The 19,563-nt window shown below is 56.4% G+C and carries 18 protein-coding genes; 11 read left to right on the top strand and 7 right to left on the bottom strand.

Going from position 1 to position 19,563, the window contains the following annotated elements:
* Positions 1-253 precede the first annotated feature (253 nt).
* Positions 254-670: a hypothetical protein gene (locus ACRZ95_RS17925; protein WP_170643200.1), complete on the bottom strand. Its 417-nt coding sequence runs from the start codon at positions 668-670 to the stop codon at positions 254-256.
* A gap of 166 nt (positions 671-836) precedes the next feature.
* On the opposite strand from ACRZ95_RS17925, the gene ACRZ95_RS17920 reads away from it, so the two are divergent.
* Entirely contained in the window at positions 837-2,471 is a 1,635-nt protein-coding gene (locus ACRZ95_RS17920) for a winged helix-turn-helix domain-containing protein (RefSeq protein WP_170680225.1), read from the top strand.
* Positions 2,472-2,521: 50 nt separating this feature from the next.
* On the opposite strand, the gene ACRZ95_RS17915 is transcribed toward ACRZ95_RS17920, so the two are convergent.
* Positions 2,522-4,435 carry an adenylate/guanylate cyclase domain-containing protein gene (locus ACRZ95_RS17915; protein ID WP_170680227.1) on the bottom strand — a complete coding sequence of 638 codons (1,914 nt, stop codon included), beginning with the start codon at positions 4,433-4,435 and terminating at the stop codon, positions 2,522-2,524.
* A gap of 640 nt (positions 4,436-5,075) precedes the next feature.
* Between ACRZ95_RS17915 and ACRZ95_RS17910 the strand changes: the two genes are divergently transcribed.
* From ACRZ95_RS17910 to ACRZ95_RS17895, 4 genes are all read left to right on the top strand, one after another.
* Complete coding sequence (locus ACRZ95_RS17910) at positions 5,076-6,626, top strand: sugar ABC transporter ATP-binding protein (RefSeq protein ID WP_170680229.1); 1,551 nt, start codon at positions 5,076-5,078, stop codon at positions 6,624-6,626.
* A 28-nt stretch (positions 6,627-6,654) separates the two neighbouring features.
* Positions 6,655-7,941 carry an ABC transporter permease gene (locus tag ACRZ95_RS17905; protein ID WP_480555328.1) on the top strand — a complete coding sequence of 429 codons (1,287 nt, stop codon included), beginning with the start codon at positions 6,655-6,657 and terminating at the stop codon, positions 7,939-7,941.
* An 82-nt stretch (positions 7,942-8,023) separates the two neighbouring features.
* Positions 8,024-8,980 carry a substrate-binding domain-containing protein gene (locus tag ACRZ95_RS17900; RefSeq protein ID WP_170680231.1) on the top strand — a complete coding sequence of 319 codons (957 nt, stop codon included), beginning with the start codon at positions 8,024-8,026 and terminating at the stop codon, positions 8,978-8,980.
* A 114-nt stretch (positions 8,981-9,094) separates the two neighbouring features.
* Positions 9,095-9,907 (top strand): helix-turn-helix domain-containing protein, encoded by an 813-nt coding sequence (locus tag ACRZ95_RS17895; RefSeq protein WP_170680233.1) that lies wholly within the window; start codon positions 9,095-9,097, stop codon positions 9,905-9,907.
* Positions 9,908-10,535: 628 nt separating this feature from the next.
* Here ACRZ95_RS17895 and ACRZ95_RS17890 read toward each other — a convergent pair.
* The 4 genes from ACRZ95_RS17890 to ACRZ95_RS17875 all read right to left on the bottom strand — a co-directional run bounded on the left by ACRZ95_RS17890 (position 10,536) and on the right by ACRZ95_RS17875 (position 13,311).
* Positions 10,536-11,693 (bottom strand): adenylate/guanylate cyclase domain-containing protein, encoded by a 1,158-nt coding sequence (locus ACRZ95_RS17890; protein WP_170680235.1) that lies wholly within the window; start codon positions 11,691-11,693, stop codon positions 10,536-10,538.
* Positions 11,694-11,804: 111 nt separating this feature from the next.
* On the bottom strand, positions 11,805-12,407 hold the full coding sequence (locus tag ACRZ95_RS17885; RefSeq protein WP_170680237.1) for an NAD(P)H-dependent oxidoreductase: 603 nt from the start codon (positions 12,405-12,407) through the stop codon (positions 11,805-11,807).
* Positions 12,404-12,796, bottom strand: coding sequence for a nuclear transport factor 2 family protein (locus ACRZ95_RS17880; RefSeq protein WP_170680239.1), 393 nt, complete (start codon positions 12,794-12,796; stop codon positions 12,404-12,406). Before ACRZ95_RS17880 ends, ACRZ95_RS17885 begins: the two co-directional genes overlap by 4 nt.
* A gap of 20 nt (positions 12,797-12,816) precedes the next feature.
* A complete protein-coding gene (locus ACRZ95_RS17875; RefSeq protein ID WP_170680241.1) occupies positions 12,817-13,311 on the bottom strand; it encodes a nuclear transport factor 2 family protein in 495 nt (164 codons plus the stop codon).
* Between the two features lie 118 nt (positions 13,312-13,429).
* Between ACRZ95_RS17875 and ACRZ95_RS17870 the strand changes: the two genes are divergently transcribed.
* The 5 genes from ACRZ95_RS17870 (at position 13,430) to ACRZ95_RS17850 (ending at position 17,608) form a co-directional block, all read left to right on the top strand.
* Positions 13,430-14,326, top strand: a complete 897-nt coding sequence (locus ACRZ95_RS17870) for a LysR family transcriptional regulator (protein WP_170374409.1) — start codon at positions 13,430-13,432, stop codon at positions 14,324-14,326.
* Between the two features lie 51 nt (positions 14,327-14,377).
* Positions 14,378-15,265: a helix-turn-helix domain-containing protein gene (locus ACRZ95_RS17865; protein ID WP_480555324.1), complete on the top strand. Its 888-nt coding sequence runs from the start codon at positions 14,378-14,380 to the stop codon at positions 15,263-15,265.
* Between the two features lie 113 nt (positions 15,266-15,378).
* Complete coding sequence (locus ACRZ95_RS17860) at positions 15,379-16,332, top strand: alpha/beta hydrolase (RefSeq protein ID WP_170680245.1); 954 nt, start codon at positions 15,379-15,381, stop codon at positions 16,330-16,332.
* Between the two features lie 60 nt (positions 16,333-16,392).
* The gene (locus tag ACRZ95_RS17855) at positions 16,393-16,902 is read left to right on the top strand and encodes a nuclear transport factor 2 family protein (protein ID WP_170680247.1); all 510 of its coding nucleotides are present in this window, start codon (positions 16,393-16,395) and stop codon (positions 16,900-16,902) included.
* Positions 16,903-16,912: 10 nt separating this feature from the next.
* Positions 16,913-17,608 (top strand): SDR family oxidoreductase, encoded by a 696-nt coding sequence (locus ACRZ95_RS17850; protein ID WP_170680249.1) that lies wholly within the window; start codon positions 16,913-16,915, stop codon positions 17,606-17,608.
* A 2-nt stretch (positions 17,609-17,610) separates the two neighbouring features.
* On the opposite strand, the gene ACRZ95_RS17845 is transcribed toward ACRZ95_RS17850, so the two are convergent.
* Positions 17,611-18,447 (bottom strand): LysR family transcriptional regulator, encoded by an 837-nt coding sequence (locus ACRZ95_RS17845; protein ID WP_480555322.1) that lies wholly within the window; start codon positions 18,445-18,447, stop codon positions 17,611-17,613.
* Between the two features lie 91 nt (positions 18,448-18,538).
* Between ACRZ95_RS17845 and ACRZ95_RS17840 the strand changes: the two genes are divergently transcribed.
* Complete coding sequence (locus ACRZ95_RS17840) at positions 18,539-19,534, top strand: zinc-binding dehydrogenase (RefSeq protein ID WP_170680253.1); 996 nt, start codon at positions 18,539-18,541, stop codon at positions 19,532-19,534.
* The last annotated feature ends 29 nt before the right edge of the window (positions 19,535-19,563 follow it).

Below are 19,563 nucleotides of genomic sequence, written 5' to 3'. Positions count from 1 at the left end.
CGGGGCTGTATATGATACATCGTGAAAGGGTGGCGGCCAGACAGTTGGTCGCCGTGCGTGCCGTGCCTCCAATCTAAGGCTATACGCCCGGCCCTTAGCGGACACCGGAAGTGTTCGACCTATGACAAACCATTTCCGCTCAAGTCGGACATTCACCGCGCATGGAGAACAGGGCAGCTGATTTCGTGCTTGCCATTTCTCCTCAGCCAGAAAAATGGCAGGTCCAGCGTCAGAACCAGTTTGAAACCGAAACTCAGAGACCGGTAGACGGTTCAAAGCTGTGCAGCTCGAAAGTTCTCTTTCCGTCGGCACTGAACTTATGGACCGTGTCCCCGACACGTAGAACTGTCATACAGCGATAGCGCCCCTTGTCGGCTGCCATGGAAACGCAAACCTTATCCGTATCGGTGATGGCAAATGCGCCGGCACCGTTCCATCCACCGTTCGTAAGTTCTCCGCTCACGATATTGTTGGGGTCATAGAAAAAGCGAAATCTCTTCTCTCCAGAGGTGGCTGTGACAGTATTTCCGATCAAGAGCTCTGCGATCTGATCGGCATTGAGGCGCTCGGCACCGTTATCCAACGCCGCCTCAAGATCCGTTTCAGCCAATGCAGTGCTCCCCGCCAGAGCGACCGAAGCCGCGATGCAAAGTTTTTTCAGTTGGGCCATATCCAATCTCCTTATTATTTTGAGTAATGCTACGGAACGCTAACCCCCGGAAACGTTACGCCGGGCGAACGCGCCGGGCTTGATCGGAATCTGATTTTTTCTGACATTCATCTGACAATCCGCAAACTTCGTTGAGCCAGGGACATGGCGGAGTGTAGGTTTGAGTATGTACCGTTTCATAGAGTTCCAACTTGAACCGACACAGGGATTGAACCGCAGTGGCAAACCGGTTGCTTTGGAACCTCAGGCCCTGCAATTGCTGGAATTTCTCGTCAGGAACCGAGACAGGATTGTCAGCAAGCAAGAGATCATTGACGAGATTTGGGGCGGCGCAGCGATCACGGATGCCGCGTTGAACACGCGCATTCGATCCGTGCGCAAGGCCTTGGGCGATACTGCGGCAAGCTCAGACTACATCAAGACCTTTCCAAAGCGCGGGTTCCAATTTGTGGCACCGGTTACATCGGATGAGCCGCCTGAGCGCATTACTCAAGCTCCCAAACGCGGCGTTCTTGTTGCGGGCGTTCTGTTGGCTTTGGCAATCGCTTTGTTGTCGCTCTCTATATTTGCTGAATGGCAGCGATTGCCGGACACCGGGAAACCCTCTTTGGCCGTTGTGCAGTTTGACAATCTCGGGGACGAAAGAACGGGTCAGTATTTCGTCGATGGTCTCACCGAAGACCTGATCGCGCATCTGTCGCGGAACCGGGAACTCTTCGTTGTGTCCAGCGCAACGATGTTCTCGTACGCGAAGGATCAGGCAACCCCGATCGAAGTCGCGCGCGACCTTGGGGTTGGCTTTGTGGTTCGCGGAAGTGTCCGCCGGGCCGATGGTCAAATGCGCATCAGCGGAGAGCTTATTGATGTCGACAGCGCCGAAACCATCTGGGCCGAGGTTTTTGATCGTCAGGTAACGGATGTCTTTGACGTTCAGGACGAGATCAGTCGAGCCATCGCGGGCCAGTTATTGCCTGAGATATATCAGTCCGGCGAAGAACGATCGCAGGAAAAACCGACCGAGGACATGGGTGCATGGGACCTGTATTTACGCGGTCGGGCGCGGCAGGCCGTGTTTTCGCAAGAGGCCCAGCAGGACGCGGTGACGTTTGCACAGTCCGCCATCGCTGCGGATCCGGAATTCGCGGCAGCGCACAGCCTGTTAGCCCGCGCGCTGGGAACGATATTCTTCTTTCAGTGGTCAGATACGCCTCAGCACACGTTGATTGCCGCGACTGAGGCGGCCAAGCGGGCAATTGAACTGGACGACCAGGACGCGCAGGCACATGCGGCGCTTGGTTATATTTACCGATTTACCGGAGAGGCCGATCCAGCCATCGCAAATCTCGAACGCGCTGTCACGGTCAATCCCAATGACGCGCGTATCCGGCTGGAATTGGCGCACACTTATGACTGGTTCCGTATGCAGGACCTTGCCCTGCCCGAGATAGAGATGGCAATCCGGCTAAGTCCACGCGATCCGATGTTGCAAAACATGTACTTCTACCAAGGGCACATCCTGTTTCATCTGGAGCGCTACGAAGAAGCGCTTGACGCAGCCCGGCAGTTGGGCACGGTGGCAACAAGCAATACTTGGCGGCTGTTTCATCACTTGTTGAGCGCGGCCACTCTTGCCGAGATGGGCAGGCAAGACGATGCCCAAGAGGCAGTTAACGATGCGCTCGGGATTAACCCTAAACTGTCAATCTCAGCGATGCGCAGGCAATTCGCAGGATCGAAGAACCATCCAGAAAACCGGCGGATCTGGTTGGCAAGTTTGCAAAAGGCGGGCGTGCCCGAATAAAAATCGGTGCCAGACTTGGCACTATTCTGTGCCGTACCGCGCCCCGTCGGTCAGCCTTCACTATCCTGAAGCGGGGCAAACCGCCCCTCGGGCATGTCCACAGCTCTGTAGGCTTCGACGAAAGGCAGGATGTGTTCATCCGGGCGCGCAAAGCGCCGATACATCCAGACAATGTCAGCAATTTTTATACCCGGACGGATTTTGTTCAGCCTGTCCCGTGCTGCAATGGCGGCGTCGCGCGGACCCAGTTCAGCCAGAATTGCGACTTCGATTGAGACCGACCACCAAATGTCCGGCTGTGCCCCCTTGCGATAAGTGCTCAGCGCTGTTTCATAATCCCCGTTCAGGAAATGATACTCGGCCAGCGCCTGATACCAGTTTGGGTCTGCTGCATTTGGGTCTAGCGCGATTGCATTTTCGACGAGCGCGGCCCCCAAATCCAGACGCCCGGACCAAATGAACTCATAGCCGATCTGCCCTTGCAGATACCGATCTGTCCCCAATGTCAGCGCCGTTTCAGCAGACGAGAAGAACCCGTCGAGATCGCGTTGAATCTGAAGCACAAGCGACAGAAGGAAGTGAGCGCGGGCAGAAAGCGGGTTCAGCGACACCGCATTCCGAGCCGCCTCTTCCGCGCGTTGGATTTTCTCATCCTGTGTCCCTGGATACAGCCCGGTGAAAAGCTTCACATCCGTTAGCAGTGCCTCGGCCAATTGCGCCCACCCGCGCCAATACTCGGGTTCGTCTTCGACAACCCGCAGGATACAGCCGCGGACGCGCTCTTGCACATCCCGTCGGTTCAGGAAACCAACGCGCAGCAGGGAACATTCATAAGACGAGAGATGTTCCGGAGGTTTCGCACGCGCATTACCTGCGTGAATGCGCTTGATTGCTCCGCCCGCGTCACCCACAGCCGAGGCCACTTTTTCGGTTATGTTCAGCTGTACGTCCAGAATATTTGAAGTCGTGAGGCTTTCGTCATACGCGTCCGACCAGACCTGGAACCCCGAGCTTGTGTCTATCAGTCGCGCTGTCACGCGCAGACGATCTGCAACCTGACGGACAGAACCTTCCAGCACATAGTCAGCGCCGAATTTCTGCCGGATACTGCGCGGGTCACTTTCGTCCGGTCCAACGGAATGGGTGGATTGGCGGGACAGTACGTTGAGGTCCTGGTAGCTCCCTAGCTCAACGATGATGTCTTCGCCAATACCAACAGCCAATAAATCGCGGGCGTCCGTATTGCTAAGGTTTTGAAATGGTAGAACCGCAACGGTCGGACCTGTTGGCTCTGACATCAGAGCAGATTCATCAAAGGTCATGGCATCGGGCGGCTCGTTATCAATGCCGATCCACCACGTTATTAGGCCGACAGCCCCAAGACCAACTAGCACCGATGCACCGGTTATCAATGGAAGCTTGTTCGATCGCCGTTTAGATGCGGGCGCTCTGCCGGACATGACGCGGAAAACCCGAACCGGTTCAGCGATGTTTTTCAGGTTTTTCAGGCCGAGATCCTCAAATTCGGCATCTACTTTGCCCATTGCCTGACGTGCGACACTCTCAGACACCGCGACGCCACCCGGGTCAGCCAGACCTTCAATGCGGGAGGCAATATTCACCCCGTCACCATAGAGGTCACCATCAGCGATCATGACATCACCGAGGTTTACACCGATCCGAAGCCGCAACTGCGATCCGTTGGCCAGGGTCGGAGTAGCCTCAGCCATTGCCCGCTGGATCTCGACGCCACAGGTTACGGCATCGACAACCGAAGCAAATGCGACAAGGGCACCATCCCCCATCACCTTGACGAGGCGCCCGTGATGTCTTGCGATTGCGGGATCAAAAATCTCTGAACGCAGAGCTTTGAGAGCGGACAATACCCCTGCCTCGTCGCTGCCCATCAACGACGAATACCCAACGACATCGGCAGCCATGATCGCGGCGAGTCGGCGCTGCATGGAACCCTCCTGCTCGCAGTCTAACGGATGTCACGAAATCTCGACAGTGCGTGCACTTCTGGTAGTCCAACCAATTTGGCTGTCATGGCACAAACTGGATGTCCGCTTCCCCGCGACGAATCCTACTCTTTGCAGGTGCTGCGAAAGTCCGCTTCCCGCCCGGACGTCCGAAAGAAGTAACGGCCTAAGGCCGTCGTTGGCTACCGCCTTTCGCGAACGATCTCAGCAAGTTTCTTCGCAAGAAAGCTCCCTTCGAAATCGGCTGCGAAGTTATCGACTAACTTCGCACTGTCGAGAGAAATACCCAAAATATTTTCACTGGTGAAACACTCAAAATGAGTAATGTTAGTCGGACGATCAAGGCAAGCGGGTGGGAATTCAGTGGTGGCTTTTCTTGCCTTAAATTGTCCAAGATAAACGCAAGACTCCAATTATTAATATAAATAACAAATCACTAAGAAGGTTTAGAAAGTTCGAAACCTGCACTATGTTTGCCGACTTCAAGGTCGGATCAGGCACCCAAACAATTCCTTATTCGCTCCAGGGAAAATACCTATTGACGCTTTGCCAATGCTTATGGTTTCGTATATGAAACCGTTTTTATGGTGAATCGTTTAGATCGGCGAAGGGAGGCGCTGTGATGGCGAAACAAGAATCCGCACTGCGTGCGCAACAAGGAACCGAAAGCCAGATCACAGTGTCCCTCAGCGGGATTGGCATGTCGTTTTCAGGCGTATCCGTTCTAAGGGATGTCGACCTCGTTTTCGACGGCGGCGAAATCCACACTTTGATGGGCGAGAATGGCGCAGGGAAAAGCACGCTGGTCAAAATCATCTCTGGTGTACAAAGACCCACGTTTGGGAAATTCCAGATTGATGGTGAAACCGTAGAATTCGATGCACCGCGCGATGCCGAAAAGCACGGTATCGTCATCATGCATCAGGAACTCAGCCTGATCCCGGAAATGACAGTGGCCGAAAACGTCCTGCTTGGGCATGAGCCCCGGAAATTTGGCACATTCATCGACCGCAAAGCGCTGCGGGAGAAGGCGAAGAAGGCGTTGGCTCGTTTTGGGTTCACTTTGGATATCGACACCCCGGTCAAAGACTTGCGCGTTGGCGAGCAGCAACTTGTCGAGATTGCTCGCGCTTTGCTGATGAACGCGCGGTTGCTGATTATGGACGAGCCCACCTCGGCCCTCTCGCAGGCCGAAGCTGACATTCTGATGGAAGTTGTGCGTGACCTGGCTCTGCAGGGGGTTGCCGTCGTCTACATCTCGCACCGAATGGATGAAGTGTTTGAAATCTCGGACCGGGTTACGGTTTTACGTGATGGTGACCTGATCGGCACGCGGTTGGCCTCCGAGACAACATCAGCCGAACTGATACGCATGATGGTCGGTCGCACGGTCGAGATAAACGCCGTTGAACGCCAGAACCCGGCGACAGATGAAACCGTATTGCAGGTCGCCAACCTGTCGGCCTGGGACGGCAAACGCAAAGTGCTGGACGACGTTTCATTTGATCTCAAGCGCGGAGAGATTCTGGGTATCGGCGGACTTTTGGGTGCGGGTCGGACTGAGTTGCTGGAGACATTGTTCGGCGCAAGAGGAGCCAGCTATCAGGGTGAAGTAACGCTGGAAGGCAATCAACTGCAGCCCATCAAACCTCAGGACGGGGTGCGCAACGGGTTGGCACTGATCACCGAAGATCGCAAGGGCAACGGCCTGATCCTTGATCGCTCAATCTCATCAAACGTGGCGTTGCCGTTGATGCCTTTGCAGTCCCGTTTTGGGCGATTTTCCGAGGCTGAACAACGCAAACAAGCACTTAAGGCCATCGAAACACTCAAGGTTGCGGCAACCGGCCCCGAGCATCCGGTTGGCAAGCTCAGCGGGGGCAATCAGCAAAAGGTGGTTCTGGGCAAATGGCTGGCAACGCAGCCCCATGTCCTTCTGCTGGATGAGCCCACACGTGGTATCGACATCGGCGCCAAGGACGAAATTTATGCCTTGGTCGGACGGCTGGCGGATCAGGGTATCTCGGTTTTGTTCGCAAGTTCTGAGCTTTCTGAGTTCATGGCCGTCTGTGACCGCATGATTGTGCTGTGCGAAGGCCAGATGGCCGGAGAGTTGTCTCGAAAAGAAATGTCCGTGGATTCAATCAAGGCCCTGGCGATGCAGTTCCGCTAACTGCCCCGGCCCACAAAAGAGAAAAGACATGACCGTTATGGAACCCAACAGCCCGACAGTGAAACAAGACCGCCCAGGTGCGGCAATGTTCATGCAGCTCTTGAACAAAACCAAACTGTATTGGGGACTGTTCGCCCTGATCCTGTTTGGTGCGCTGACCTCGCCCCTCTCCTCGAAGGGCAACAACATCTTTCTGTCATTGGGGAACCTGACGGACATCCTGCGTCAGGTTTCGGTCACCGGAATTGTCGCGGTTGGGATGACGATGGTGATTTTCATCGCTGGCATCGATCTGTCCGTGGGCTCTGTCATGGCTTTGGGTACGGTGATCTGCGCCATGCTGCTCACACAGGAAGGTTGGACCGCCGCAAGCTATTTCGGCGTTCCTGCGACCGGGATTGTCCTTTTTGTGACCATCGCGGCCCTGATTTTTTTCGTGCAAAGCAACCTGAACCGTACTTCTGAAACAGCAGCGACAACAAGCGCGCCGTCGCGGATGCTGAGCCGTCTGATCGCGGCTGCAATCGCAATTGGCGTGATGGTCTGGCTTGCCGGACAGGTCATGCCGAAATTCGGTGTTCTGGCCGTGCTGATCGTGGTGCCTTGCATCGGGGCCGTCATGGGCACGGTGAACGGAGCGCTGATCGTCTATGGCCGTCTGCAACCATTTATCGTGACGCTGGCGATGATGGTGGGTGCGCTGGGTCTGGCGCGCGTCATTGCCGGGCAAGATACGGCTGTTTACCCGGTCTACACCGGCAGCAATGCGACGGAAAGTTTCGAAGTGCTGCGTGAGTTGCTGTGGGGCGTCCTGCCCGTACCCGGGCTTTTCTTCCTTGGCGTCCTGTTGGTCTTTTTCCTGATCACACGGTTCACCACTTTTGGCAGCTACCTTATGGCCATCGGCGGCAATGAAGAGGCCGCACGTCTGGCTGGTATCAATGTGGGTCGCAACAAGATCATCACCTACGCGTTGGCCGGGGGCCTGTCGGCACTCGCTGGGGTGCTTTATGTGGCGCAATTCCGGCAGGGTAAACCGGATGCCGGATTGGGACTGGAACTGGATGCGATCGCAGCCGTTGTGATCGGTGGCACCAGCCTCATGGGCGGTCGTGGTGCCATCATGGGGACTTTTGTTGGGGTGCTGATCTTTGGTTTCCTCAGCAACATCCTGCAACTCAACAACATCGACAGCAACACGCAGCTGGTGCTCAAGGGCATCATTATCGTGGTCGCCGTCCTGCTTCAGGAAGGGCGATTTGAAGAGATCTTTGTCATGGCGAAAGAGCGCCTCGGCAGAGGGAGGAGGCTCTAACCTCAGATCTTGGCGGACCAAGGTTAGAGCAATCAGAACGCGGGAATTTGGAGAAACCCGCATCATGACTAAGGAGTAGACTATGAAAAGAAGAACATTTGGCAAGGGCCTGATGGTCGCCACCGCGCTCGTAACCTCGTTTTCGGCCTCGATGGTACTTGCGGCTGACAACTATGTGATCGGTTTTTCGCAGGTAACTACAGTTGAGCCCTGGCGTGTCCAGTTCAACAAAGACCTGCGTGCCGAAGCTGACCAGCACAACAACGTCGAACTGATCATCGCGGACGCCAACGACCGCACTGAAAAGCAGGTGGCGGATGTCGAAAACTTTATCCGTCAGGAAGTGGATGCGATCCTGATCTCGCCCAAGGAATCCGCTGGTCTGACCGGTGTGGTCGAACAGGCCTCCGACGCGGGTATCCCTGTTTTCGTTCTGGACCGCAACGTGGACACCGACAAGTTCGTCCAGTGGGTTGGCGGAGACAACGAACTGATCGGCCGCGAAGCCGGTAAGTTCGCGCTGGACCAACTGGGCGGCGCAGGTGTGGCCAAAGGCACCATTGTTGAAATCTGGGGTGGTCTGGGCACTCAGGCCGCGCATGACCGCGCCAACGGTTTCCACGAGGCCTTTGACGGCGAAGAAGGCGTGACCTTCCTGCTCGATCAGCAATCGGGCGATTGGAAACAAGATCAGGCGTACGACATCATGTCGACCGCCCTGCGCAACTATGAGGACATCACCATGGTCTATGGCCACAACGATCCGATGGCCTATGGCGCTTATCTGGCCGCCAAAGACGCGGGCCGCGCAGATGACATCATCTTCATTGGTGTTGACGCCCTGCCAGGTGAAGGCGTGACCTGGGTTGCCAACGGCGAACTGTCAGCCACATTCCTGTACCCGACCCCGGGCGCCGAAGGACTGCGTCAGGCCCTGAAGCACCTGAAAGGTGAAGAAGTGCCAAAGTCGGTCGTTATGGGCACCGAGGCAATCACTGCCGATAACGCAGGTGAAATCCTGAAGAAGAACGGACTGTAAAAAAACAATCAGACCGGTTTCCTTTCTCCTCCCTGTCGGGGTGGCCGGTCGGACACGCAGGGGCTTGCGCCCCTGCCGTCTTTTTTGAGAAAGCTTCGAAAAAAGGTGCCGCGAATGTCCGAGCAAAAAACGAAACTCCAAAAATACTCCGCTCCCGCTTTGGAGAAGGGATTGGATATTCTTGAGTTTCTTTCTCTGTCGGACACTGCCCCTACCCTGTCTCAGCTTGCTCAAGGTATTGGCCGTTCGAAAAACGAAATCTTCCGCATGATGATCGTGCTGGAGGAACGCGGTTACATCGATCGTCAGGAAGGTGACCTGTTCAAACTAACTGGAAAGCTCGCTTTGCTGGGTGGAGACCGCACAGATAACAGCAAACTCGCAGAATTGGCTGAACCTTACATGAACCGTTTGGCCGAAGAAATCGAACTGTCCAACCACCTTTGGGTGCCAAATGGCAAAGACGAGCTGATTGTGATCAACAGTGTCTCGTCGTCTCAAAACTATGGTGTCACGGTGCAAGTCGGTTACACAACGCCTGTGTTTCCGACATCCGCCGGGGCGTGTTTTCTTTCGGAAATTGCATCACGCGAAGATCGCTTGGCCTATCTTCGCAAAATAGCATCAGGTGAAAATCCGGTGTCGCTGCAAGAGTTTTCTGATCAAGCGGAAGTCTGCGCCGATCAGAACTACATCTCGCTCGGCAGCCCCGAGAGCAACGCCATAAGCGAGATTTCAACTCCCATTCGCCATGGAATGGGTCAATCGGTCATCGCGTCGCTGACGATTCCGCATTTTGCTTCCGCCCTGATCGACAACCGGCGCGAATTTGTCATTGATGCGCTGAAAACGACGGCGGCTCAGTTGCAAGCCAGCGTGGCGACCCGAATGCCCTTGCCCCGCACGCCTTGGTATCAATTCACCTGACAATCTGCAGATGAAACCATCCGGCCCACCCAAAGGGCAGGCCGGACTGCGTGAGTGGTTGTACTTAGTCGTACAGAACGGCCGAGATTTTCGAAGCGACGGCTCCTGCTCTTTGTAGGCGCAGCGAAAGTCAGCTTTACCGCCCAAACTCGTCAGTGCTGTGCCTGCTGCTCCTATTAACCGGAGTTTTGCCATGGCCCTGGGACTTCAAGCGTTCGCGCCGGCGTGCAAAGTCTTGCTCGAAGTGCAAAGCTATCCCTGAACCTACACCCGCTAAGCAGACCCTGATGCCGACAGCATTGAAGTTCCGCTGGCCTCCCAAATCCCGCGCAAGTCGTATGACCAGCGAACTCTCTAACATCTAAAAAGTCAAAAGCAGAGCAGTGAGGCACAATGCTGGACTCAAACCAATTTCCTAACACTACCCATTGACCCCATTTCCTTGATTTTGTTAATTTTCAATATGTTGACAAAAAATCCTACCACCCCAGCCATATTCCTCAGCAACAACTATCCCGTTTTGTCCAAGCCGACAGCATGTACCCAATCTGCGCTGTGTAAACGATAAATCCTTGCGATAGGTTCGACACAAACAACCGCGTTTAGCGAATTGTTGCCGCCGAAAGAGCTACGCGCCGATCGCAAAAGCCTCAATTTTCTTCTGCAAGCCGCGGATAGAATGATAGCCAGCTGACTGTTTGCCGCCTGTCACATGCTCTGCGACGCTCCGAGTCACCAGTATCTTTTCGTCCAGTTTCTTGCACAGTTCCTGAACGCGACTGGCCACGTTCACAGCCTGACCGACGACGGTGAAATCCAAGCGATCAGGGCTGCCGATGTTGCCAAAGGTGACGCAACCGAAATCAATGCCGACGACGAACTCGATTGGCTCGTGTCCCTTTTCGGCGGCCGTATGGTTGTAGTCGCGCAGGTTGGTCAGGGCGTGTTCTGCCGCCCGCACCGCAGATCTACACGAGGCTTCCGCGTTGTCATCAATGTTGAAAACAGCAAGTATGCCGTCCCCCATGAATTTGAGAACGTCACCGCCCTGTTCCTGGATGGGCGACACGACCATCTCGAAATACTCACCCATCATGGCAAGCAAATCACCCTCGGACCAGGTTGAGGCTTTTTGGGTAAAACCCCGCAGATCCGCAAACAGGATTGCAGCAGAAACTGTTCTGTGTTCTCCGCGCTTTATGTGCCCCTGATCAATTTCTTCGGCGGGGCCGTGCCCCAGATAGGTTTGAAGAAGGCTCTTTTGCGATTGGCGCATCGCAATGGGTTCCAAAGCTGCGGCAAGTGTGTATCGCGTGTCTTCGATGTATCGGATATGCGCGTCCGAAAACCCAGTATCTGCGTTTGAGGTAAAGCTGGTGCCCTGAACCGAGCCGTTGCCGTGCTCCAGCGGGATGGCCAGAAAATCGGTGGCGCCTGCTTCGGCCAGCTCGGCATAGACCGGATGCTCTGCCAGAACGTTGAGGTCGGTCAGGCGTTTGCGCAATGGGCGCCGCTGGGTGACAACATACTCGAACGGGCTGCCGTGCCACGCACTGGTAGACAAAACCGTGGTCGGCACGGTGTAGCGGCGGGTTTCCTCGGGTGTCCAGATAATCCCCCATGCGCTGAGCAAGGGGTTTGAGTAATTCTGTGCGATCCTTGCGCGGGCCAAGGGCACGCCAAGCGCGGTCAATCCTTCGCAATAGCCTTTGACGATAAGCCTCTCGTCGCCCAACAGGCGACCATCAGAAATCAACCAGTGGTTCAGGTGATCAGTCTCGGCCATCGTTGTCTCACACTCTTGTTCCGCGCTGATAGTCTACCTTTCATTGGGCATCGGAGAACCCGCGCTGGCTGAAAAACCTGTGTTTTCTGTCCAGCGCAGGATCGGTCGACCTCAGCTTACCGCCGCTGCCAGTGAGGGGTCGTCTTCCAATTGTTTGAGCAAACGGGCCTGTCTCACCTTGGGGTCCAATTCGGGATCGCTCAAATAGGCCAGCATATGGGGCACGTTCTCTTCAATCTGCTCTCGAGTTGCTACGGCCATGCCATGGGCCACGAAAGGCCTTAGATACGTCATACCGGCCAGGTTCGCCGTCTGTTGGAACGGTTTCAGAAACTCTGCCATCGTAAAGTTGTTGTATCCGCCCGCGTGATAGCTGTGCTCGGGACCTCCGGTAGAAACAAGGATGAGGAACTCACGTCCTTTCAGTTGGTCACCGCCCGGCCCGTAGGCGAAACCATAGTTCAGCACCTGATCCATCCAGGCTTTCATGACCGGAGGTGCGGAATACCAGTAGAATGGAAACTGGAACACGATCCGGTCATGAGCCAGCAAGAGGGCCTGTTCGGCTTCGATGTCAAAGCGCATCTCGCCGCCGCCAATGGCGGTCAGATCGCGAGTCGTCACGTCGGCGGCTTCTGAAAGTGCGTCAAACCAGGCGCGGTTGATGCGCGATTTGCTCAGGTCCGGATGGGCGGTGAGGACGAGGGTTTTCATGTATCTGCCTCTTGCAGGAATGTTGCGGAATAATGGGTGATTAGCGGGCGGCCATCGGGTCGGGTTTCAAAGCGCCAGTTTTCCTTAACGCGGGCTTCAATGTGGTCCCCCGCAACGGTCGTGGCACGAAACAGAACTTCGAACTGGGCGGCACCGGCTGTGATCTCGATCTTGCTAACGTGATGTTCCGTTGGACGTTGCAAGGTTTCAAGCACACCACGATACCAAGCACGCACGCGATCATGCCCGTTGAGAATGGTATCGACGTCAGGCATGTCCCAGTCCACATCTGGGTGGAGGTCAGGCAGGAACGCGTCGATCGGATCCAGCCTGTCGAACCGGGCAAACCAGTCGGTGATGAAACCGCGGATTTCGGGGAAATCGGTCACTTGGATCACCTGTTGATGGTTTACTTGGCCAGTTGCTCCGGGACAGGAGCCAGCGAGTATTGGGACCAGAAAAACGTGTTTGCCGCGTCCTGATCGGCGGACAGGTTGGTTGCCTCGACGATCTTGCCATTCTCGATCCGATAGACGAGCGCCCAGGTCGTATCGACATTTGGTTTGCCATCGGCGTTCGACCAGCCACGGTGGATATCAACCACATGGGTCTCGTCGGCCCCGAAATAGATGGGTTCTGCCTGAAAACCAGCGGTGCCCAGTTGTTCGAAAAAGGCCAGAACTTCGTCCCGACCGGTCTTGGTTCCCGACAAGGGGTGGCGGCCCGGAATGTGCCATTTGACGTTCTCGTCCATCACGGCTGCGATACCGTCCAGATCACTGGCACCATAGGCTGCGAAGAAGTCCTGTACGACTTTAATATTGTCTTCGGGGGATGCGGCCATGGCGGCCTCTCCTGTGATCAGAGCGGCGGTGAGGGCAGCAACTTTGGTCAGAGTGTTCATCTTGTGTCCTCCTGAATACGATGACACGAAGATAATAATCCCGATAGAGCGTGATAATTCACCCTGTTGGCACTTCTTTCATGTATGATATCGAATAATAAGTTTGTTCGGGAACTCTATGCGCCTGCCACTTGCCACGCTTGAAATCTTTACCGCCATCGCGCGCCACGGATCGCTGCGTGCTGCGGCCGAGGCGCTAGGTATCAAACCGTCGACCGTTAGCCATCAATTGAAAGCGTTGGAAGATCAGCTTGGCACCGCGCTCTTCATTCGGACAACACGCTCGATCAGCCTGACCGAGGCCGGGCGGGCCCTGATCCGCGGCGCGGGGCCTGCCTTTGATCAACTCTCCGAGGCGGTCGAAAGCGCGCGCAGCACCGGTCACGCCGCGCGGGGCACGTTGAAATTGGCGATGCCGGAGTTTGCCTACCACCTTTACGTGGGTCCGATCCTCAAGAGTTTTTGTGCCGCGTATCCCGAGATCGAACTGGAACTGTCGTTGACGGATGCGCTTTCAGACATACTCGGCGAGGAGCTGCATGCTGGATTCCGTCTGGGGGATCGTGTGGCGCAGGACATGGTGGCTGTGCGGTTGACGCCGCCGCTTCCAGTGACCGTCGTCGCCAGCCCGGATTACCTGACGGCACGTGGCATACCGGAAACGCCGCCTGACCTGCTGGGGCATACCTGTATCCGCTACAGGTTCCAATCCTCGGGCCAGATTGCCCCATGGAGCTTTCAATCGAGCGAGGAGGAATATGCCGTAGATGTGCAAGGTAACCTGATCGCGAACGCCCTTCCTGCAACCGTCGATCTGGCGAAAAGAGGGTTAGGGTTGGCCTATACCTTCAGGGCCTATGTTGCCCCACTGATTGATACCGGAGTATTGACACCAGTTCTTGAGGACCACTTGGGCCCCACCCCCGGTATTTTCATGTATTTCCCACGCGAGTATAAATCCATGATGCCCCTGAGGCTGTTCATCGACCACATAAAGCGCCAGCAAAGCGTTTGACCCTGCGCGCGCAGAACCCACATATCGAGCATTGCAAGCCGGAGCCGCTCCTTGCCCCTAAGATACGCTGATATCTACCCGTCAGAACCGTTGCTGAACAGTGATGAGATGCAGCGCCCTTCGGCGGCTGGTTTGATGTCAGTGCGGTATTTTCGGGCCGAACCTGATCGGATGCCGGAAGAGGTGTTTTCGGAACACCACGTCCTTCTGAACCTGCAGGAGAAGGGGCATCGCGTGCAAAACTGGCGGGACGGCACGCTGCGGGATTTCACCTTTTGCAAAGACGAAGTCATCGTAACACCTGCAGGAATGCGGTCGGGATGGCGGTGGTACGGACAGTCCGGCGTGATCGTGATCACCTTGCATCCGGACAAGGTCCAGCGCTTTGCGCAGTCTGAACTTGGGATGCTGCTGGCACCAGAGCAGTTTCACGACCAGCCGCAGTTTTCCGATCCTGACCTATGCGCTGCAGGAGTCATTCTGCGCGATGCGCTGGCAACGGACGACATGTCCTCAGCCGTGATGTTCGAAGCCATGAGCCGGGTGTTTCTGGTCAAACTGCTGCAAAAATACGGCAAACGCCGCGCCGAAGAGGTCGAGCTGTCCGCACGCTTTTCCTCTCAGCATTATCAACGGGTGCTGGCCTATGTGCAGGACCGTTTGGACCAAACGATCACGGTCGATCAACTGGCCTCTGAGGCGGGCATGAGCCCCTCGCATTTTGCGCGGGTTTTCAAGGAAACGCTGGGCTCGACCCCCATGCAATATGTCATGGCCTACCGGGTCGAGCAGGCGATGAAGATGATCGAAGACCCCACGCGCCCTCTGGGTAATATCGCTTTGGCCTGTGGATTTTCGGATCAGGCGCATTTCACGCGCAGTTTCAAACAGGTGGTAGGGCAGACCCCGCGCGCGTTCCGCGCAGCAAATGCCGTCTAAAGCAGGATCTTTCAAAAACGGGGCAGTCCGGTGCAAGTATCCCTGCTGACCGCAGCATATCTCAGGTGTCATCGGGCTTGTGCCCATCCAGACAGATTTTGGGAGATATCGCTATGAATACCCTCGCTCTGAACACCGCCGCAGCGCTTATGGCTTCGACAGCCGCTGTTGCGCAGGTCGAAACCCGCACCGTTACCTTCGAGAACGAAGGCGCTATGCTGTCCGGCACGCTGTACCTGCCGGAAGAGCGCGGAGCCGAGCCTCTGCCGACTGTCGTCGTGACCGGGGCCTGGACCTCTGTTCAGGAACAGATGCCCGCAAACTATGCCCGAGAAATGGCCGAGCGCGGCTTTGCCGCCTTCACCTTTGATTTCCGCGGTTGGGGCAAATCGGGCGATCTGCCGAACAACGTGCGCTTCGTTGAAAGCCCCGAGGCCAAGACATCGGACATCAAAGCGGCCATCGCATTCGTTGCGACCCTACCCGAAGTAGATGCCGACCACATCAACGGTCTGGGGATCTGCGCCTCGGCCGGGTACATGGTCGATGCGGTCTCTGGCAATCCGCTGGTTCAGCGGCTGGGTCTGGTTGCACCGTGGTTGCAGAACAAAGAGATCGTCGAAGCGGTCTATGGCGGCGCAGAAGGTGTCGCCGGGCTGATTGAGGTGTCCCACGCTGCCGAGGCCGCTGGTGGCCAGATCATTCCTGCGGCAGGACCCGAGGGTGCCGAGGGCGTTCTGATGCCAATCGGCGGATACTACTATGAGGCCGACCGTGGCGGTATCCCGGAATATGACGACAAATGGAACAATGCGGGCTGGGAAGGCTGGCTGACCTATCATCCCGCCGACAAGCCGCAGCGTTTGGATAAGCCACTGGCAATTGTGCATTCGGAAAGCGCAGCGATCCCACAGGGCGTGCAGACCTTCCTTGCCGGTTTCGCAGGCGACGCGACAGCTCAATGGCTGGAGGATGTCACGCAGTTCGACTTCTACGACAACCCCGAGGATGTCACCCGCGCGGCCGATACCGTCGCTGACCACTTCCGCGCCGGTTCAACCAACTAAGCCCTGTCTGGACGCCGAGCAATCTTTCGGCGTCCACCCTCATCTATTCGGAGCATCCTCATGCGTAGAAAACTCACATCGACCCTTGCGGCCGTCTCTATGATCGGAACCGCAGCTTTTGCTGAACAACAGGCCGATATCTCGACCGCAATCACCGATATCGCGGCGGGCGCGGACCGCCACGACTGGACCCGTGTGCGCGACGCGTTTTCCGATACTGTTACAACGGATTACACCAGCCTCTGGGGCGGAGACCCGGTCACACAACCCGCTGATGAGCTTGTGGCGGGATGGTCCGCCTTTCTTCCTGGTTTCGACGCGACGCACCATATGGTGACCAATCACACCATCACCTCTCTTTCCGAAACATCCGCCACGGCACAGGCTGATTTCACAGCGACCCATCGCCTTGATGACGGTCTGTGGGTGCTGGGAGGCCGCTATGATTATGAGCTTGAGAAATCAGACGACCGTTGGGTTGTCACATCCATGACCATGACGGCAATCTGGGAATCCGGTGACCGTGGGCTTGTGGCTCTTGCCGGCCAGCGCGCTGCCGAGGCGAATTGAAGGAGTAACCATGACCAGTCAGCGTATCGCACTCGTGACAGGCGCCAATCGCGGTATTGGTAAAGAAGTCTCTCGTCAATTGGCCCGAGACCATGGGATGAAGGTTCTGATGGGTGCGCGCGATCTAGCAAAAGGGCAGGCTGCTGCGGATGAGATCGGATATGGAGCGGAAGCGTTGCAACTGGATGTTTCTAGTCCGGATTCTGTCGCGGCTGCCTTCTTCTTGATGGTTGAATCGGCCTATGGCCGCCTTGATGTTTTGGTGAACAACGCTGGCGTGGACTACGACACCGACCAACAGGTCCACCTTGCCGATTTGGACCGGGTGCGTCGCGCGTTTGATACGAACCTTTTCGGCCCGTGGGAGACCACGATTGCGGCGGTGCCACTGTTAAAACGAGGAACGGATGCCCGGATCGTCAACGTGTCCTCTGGGGCAGGGTCGCTGACCAGCATGTCCGCCGGAACGCCTGGCTATGGCGTGTCCAAAGCGGCTCTGAACGCGCTGACCCTCAAGACCGCTGCCGCCTTGAAACCCCAGGGCATTCTCATGAACGCCGTGTGTCCCGGCTGGGTTGCCACGGATATGGGCGGCGGGGGACGTCCGATTTCTGAGGGCGCCAGGGGCGTTGTCTGGGCGGCGACCTTACCGAATGGTGGCCCGACCGGAGGGTTCTTCCGGGATGGCGTCGCAATTGATTGGTAGGTTCAACCGGGTGTCATGAAATCAATAAGCTTCCTGACCCGCGCGGGCAACAGGCGGCGGCTGGGATAGACGGCGAACATGTCCCGCGTCATTGGTTGGGCATCCGTGACCTCAAGCCGTTGCAGTTCGCCGTTTACCATATCTGAAGGCAGCATCGCGACACCTAGGTTGCGACGGGCGGCCTGCGCAATGACATCAAGGTCGGTCAAACTGTGGGCGATGTGCTTCGGGTGCAGTGTTTCCCCGCTCTCCAGCACCCAGGGTTGACCAGCATTCAGGGCGGGCAAAGCAAGAAAGTCTGGTCTGGATATCGACCCGTCCAACCCATGCTCTCGAATGAAGCCCTGTCCTGCGCAAAAGCAGTAGGGAACGGACCAAAGCCGTTTCGCGACAAGGCTGGAATCCGTCAAGGGGCCGAGGCGGAAGGCCAGATCGATATTGTCGCGAAAGAAGTCCAGCATGACATTGGTTGTGGTCATCTCAAACGACACATCCGGGTTCTCTGCTGCGAAATCCAACAACCGAGGGCCAATGGTCGTGCGCGCGGCCAGCGGAGGCGCCGTGATGCGGATGCTTTGGCGTCTGGTATCGTCCTTAAAACCTGCGACACCTTGCAGAGCCTCGATCGGGTCCTGGCATCGATCCAGAAGGCGACGACCCTCCTCCGTCAAGCGCACCTGGCGCGTCGTTCGCTCAAACAGTTTGGTGCCCAGATGGTCCTCTAACTCTGCAATCCTTCGGCTGACACGGCTGAGCGGGATCCCCAGACGCTCCGCAGCTTTGGAAAAGCTGAGATGGTTTGCGACGACGGTAAACAGGGCAAGGTCGTTGTAGATCATTATTCTATTTTTGGGATTATTCCTTCCGATATCAACTATTATCATTCGATAGCGTGACTACTACCTTCTGCGCAACAGAAGGAGACAGATCATGCCTTTCGCTATTGAAATCACCCAGACCGGTAAACCAGATGTTTTGCGCGAAACCAACCGTGCGACCCCGACCCCGAATGCCGGGGAAATCCTGATCCGCAACAAAGCCGCGGCAGTCAATTTCATCGACACAATCATCCGTCGAGGTGAAATGCCCGAGGGGATGATGCCTGAGCTACCTCATGTGCCCGGGGTCGAGGGAGCCGGAGTGGTTGAGGCGCTGGGCGAGGGGGTCGAAGGATTCTCTGTCGGGGACCGCGTGGCGTGGATGGGGCCGATTGGTGCCGGTGGATACGGCACCCATTCCTTGATCGGTGCGCCCTATGTTTCCCGGTTGGCCGATACTGTCGAGTTCGAAACCGCAGCCGCAATTCCCGTCAATGGGATGACCGCCCACCACATGCTGGTCAATCTGGGCGGCGCGGCAGCTGGCAAATCTGTACTGGTTCACGCTGCGGCCGGGGGTGTTGGCACCATGGCGCTACACATTGCCAAGCAACTGGGCATGACAGTGATCGCTTCGACCAGCACCGACAAGGTTGGGTATGCAAAGGATCAAGGTGCCGATCACGTCATCGACTATCGCACCGAGGATGTCACCGAGCTGGTGATGGACCTCACCGAAGGGCGCGGCGTTGATCTGACGCTCAACCCGATCTCGGGTGAAACCCTCAAGTCAGACCTCGACGCTCTGGCGCCTTTGGGCACTGCAGTTCTGTTTGGTTTCCTTGCCGGTCCGCCCGCAGGCAGTTTTGCCGAGGATTTGGCGAAGCACTTTCAGAAGTCGGTCTCGGTCCGGGTTAGCGACATATACAGCTATTTCGTCAACCGCCCCGATCAGTTCAGCGCAGATATGGCCACGGTGTTTGAATTGTTGCAAGCGGGTGTTCTGCGCCCGCAGGTGAGCATCCTACCCATTGCCCAAGCCGCCGAGGCGCACCGTCGTTTGGAAGCCGGTGAAACCACCGGCAAACTGGTTCTAAGCATAGAGTGATCGAGCCCGGCAAGAACGAGGCACGGAAA

The organism is Ruegeria sp. AI3, from assembly GCF_056541245.1.
Note: the sequence above shows the minus strand (reverse complement) of the source record. Positions and strands in the feature narration are given on the sequence as shown.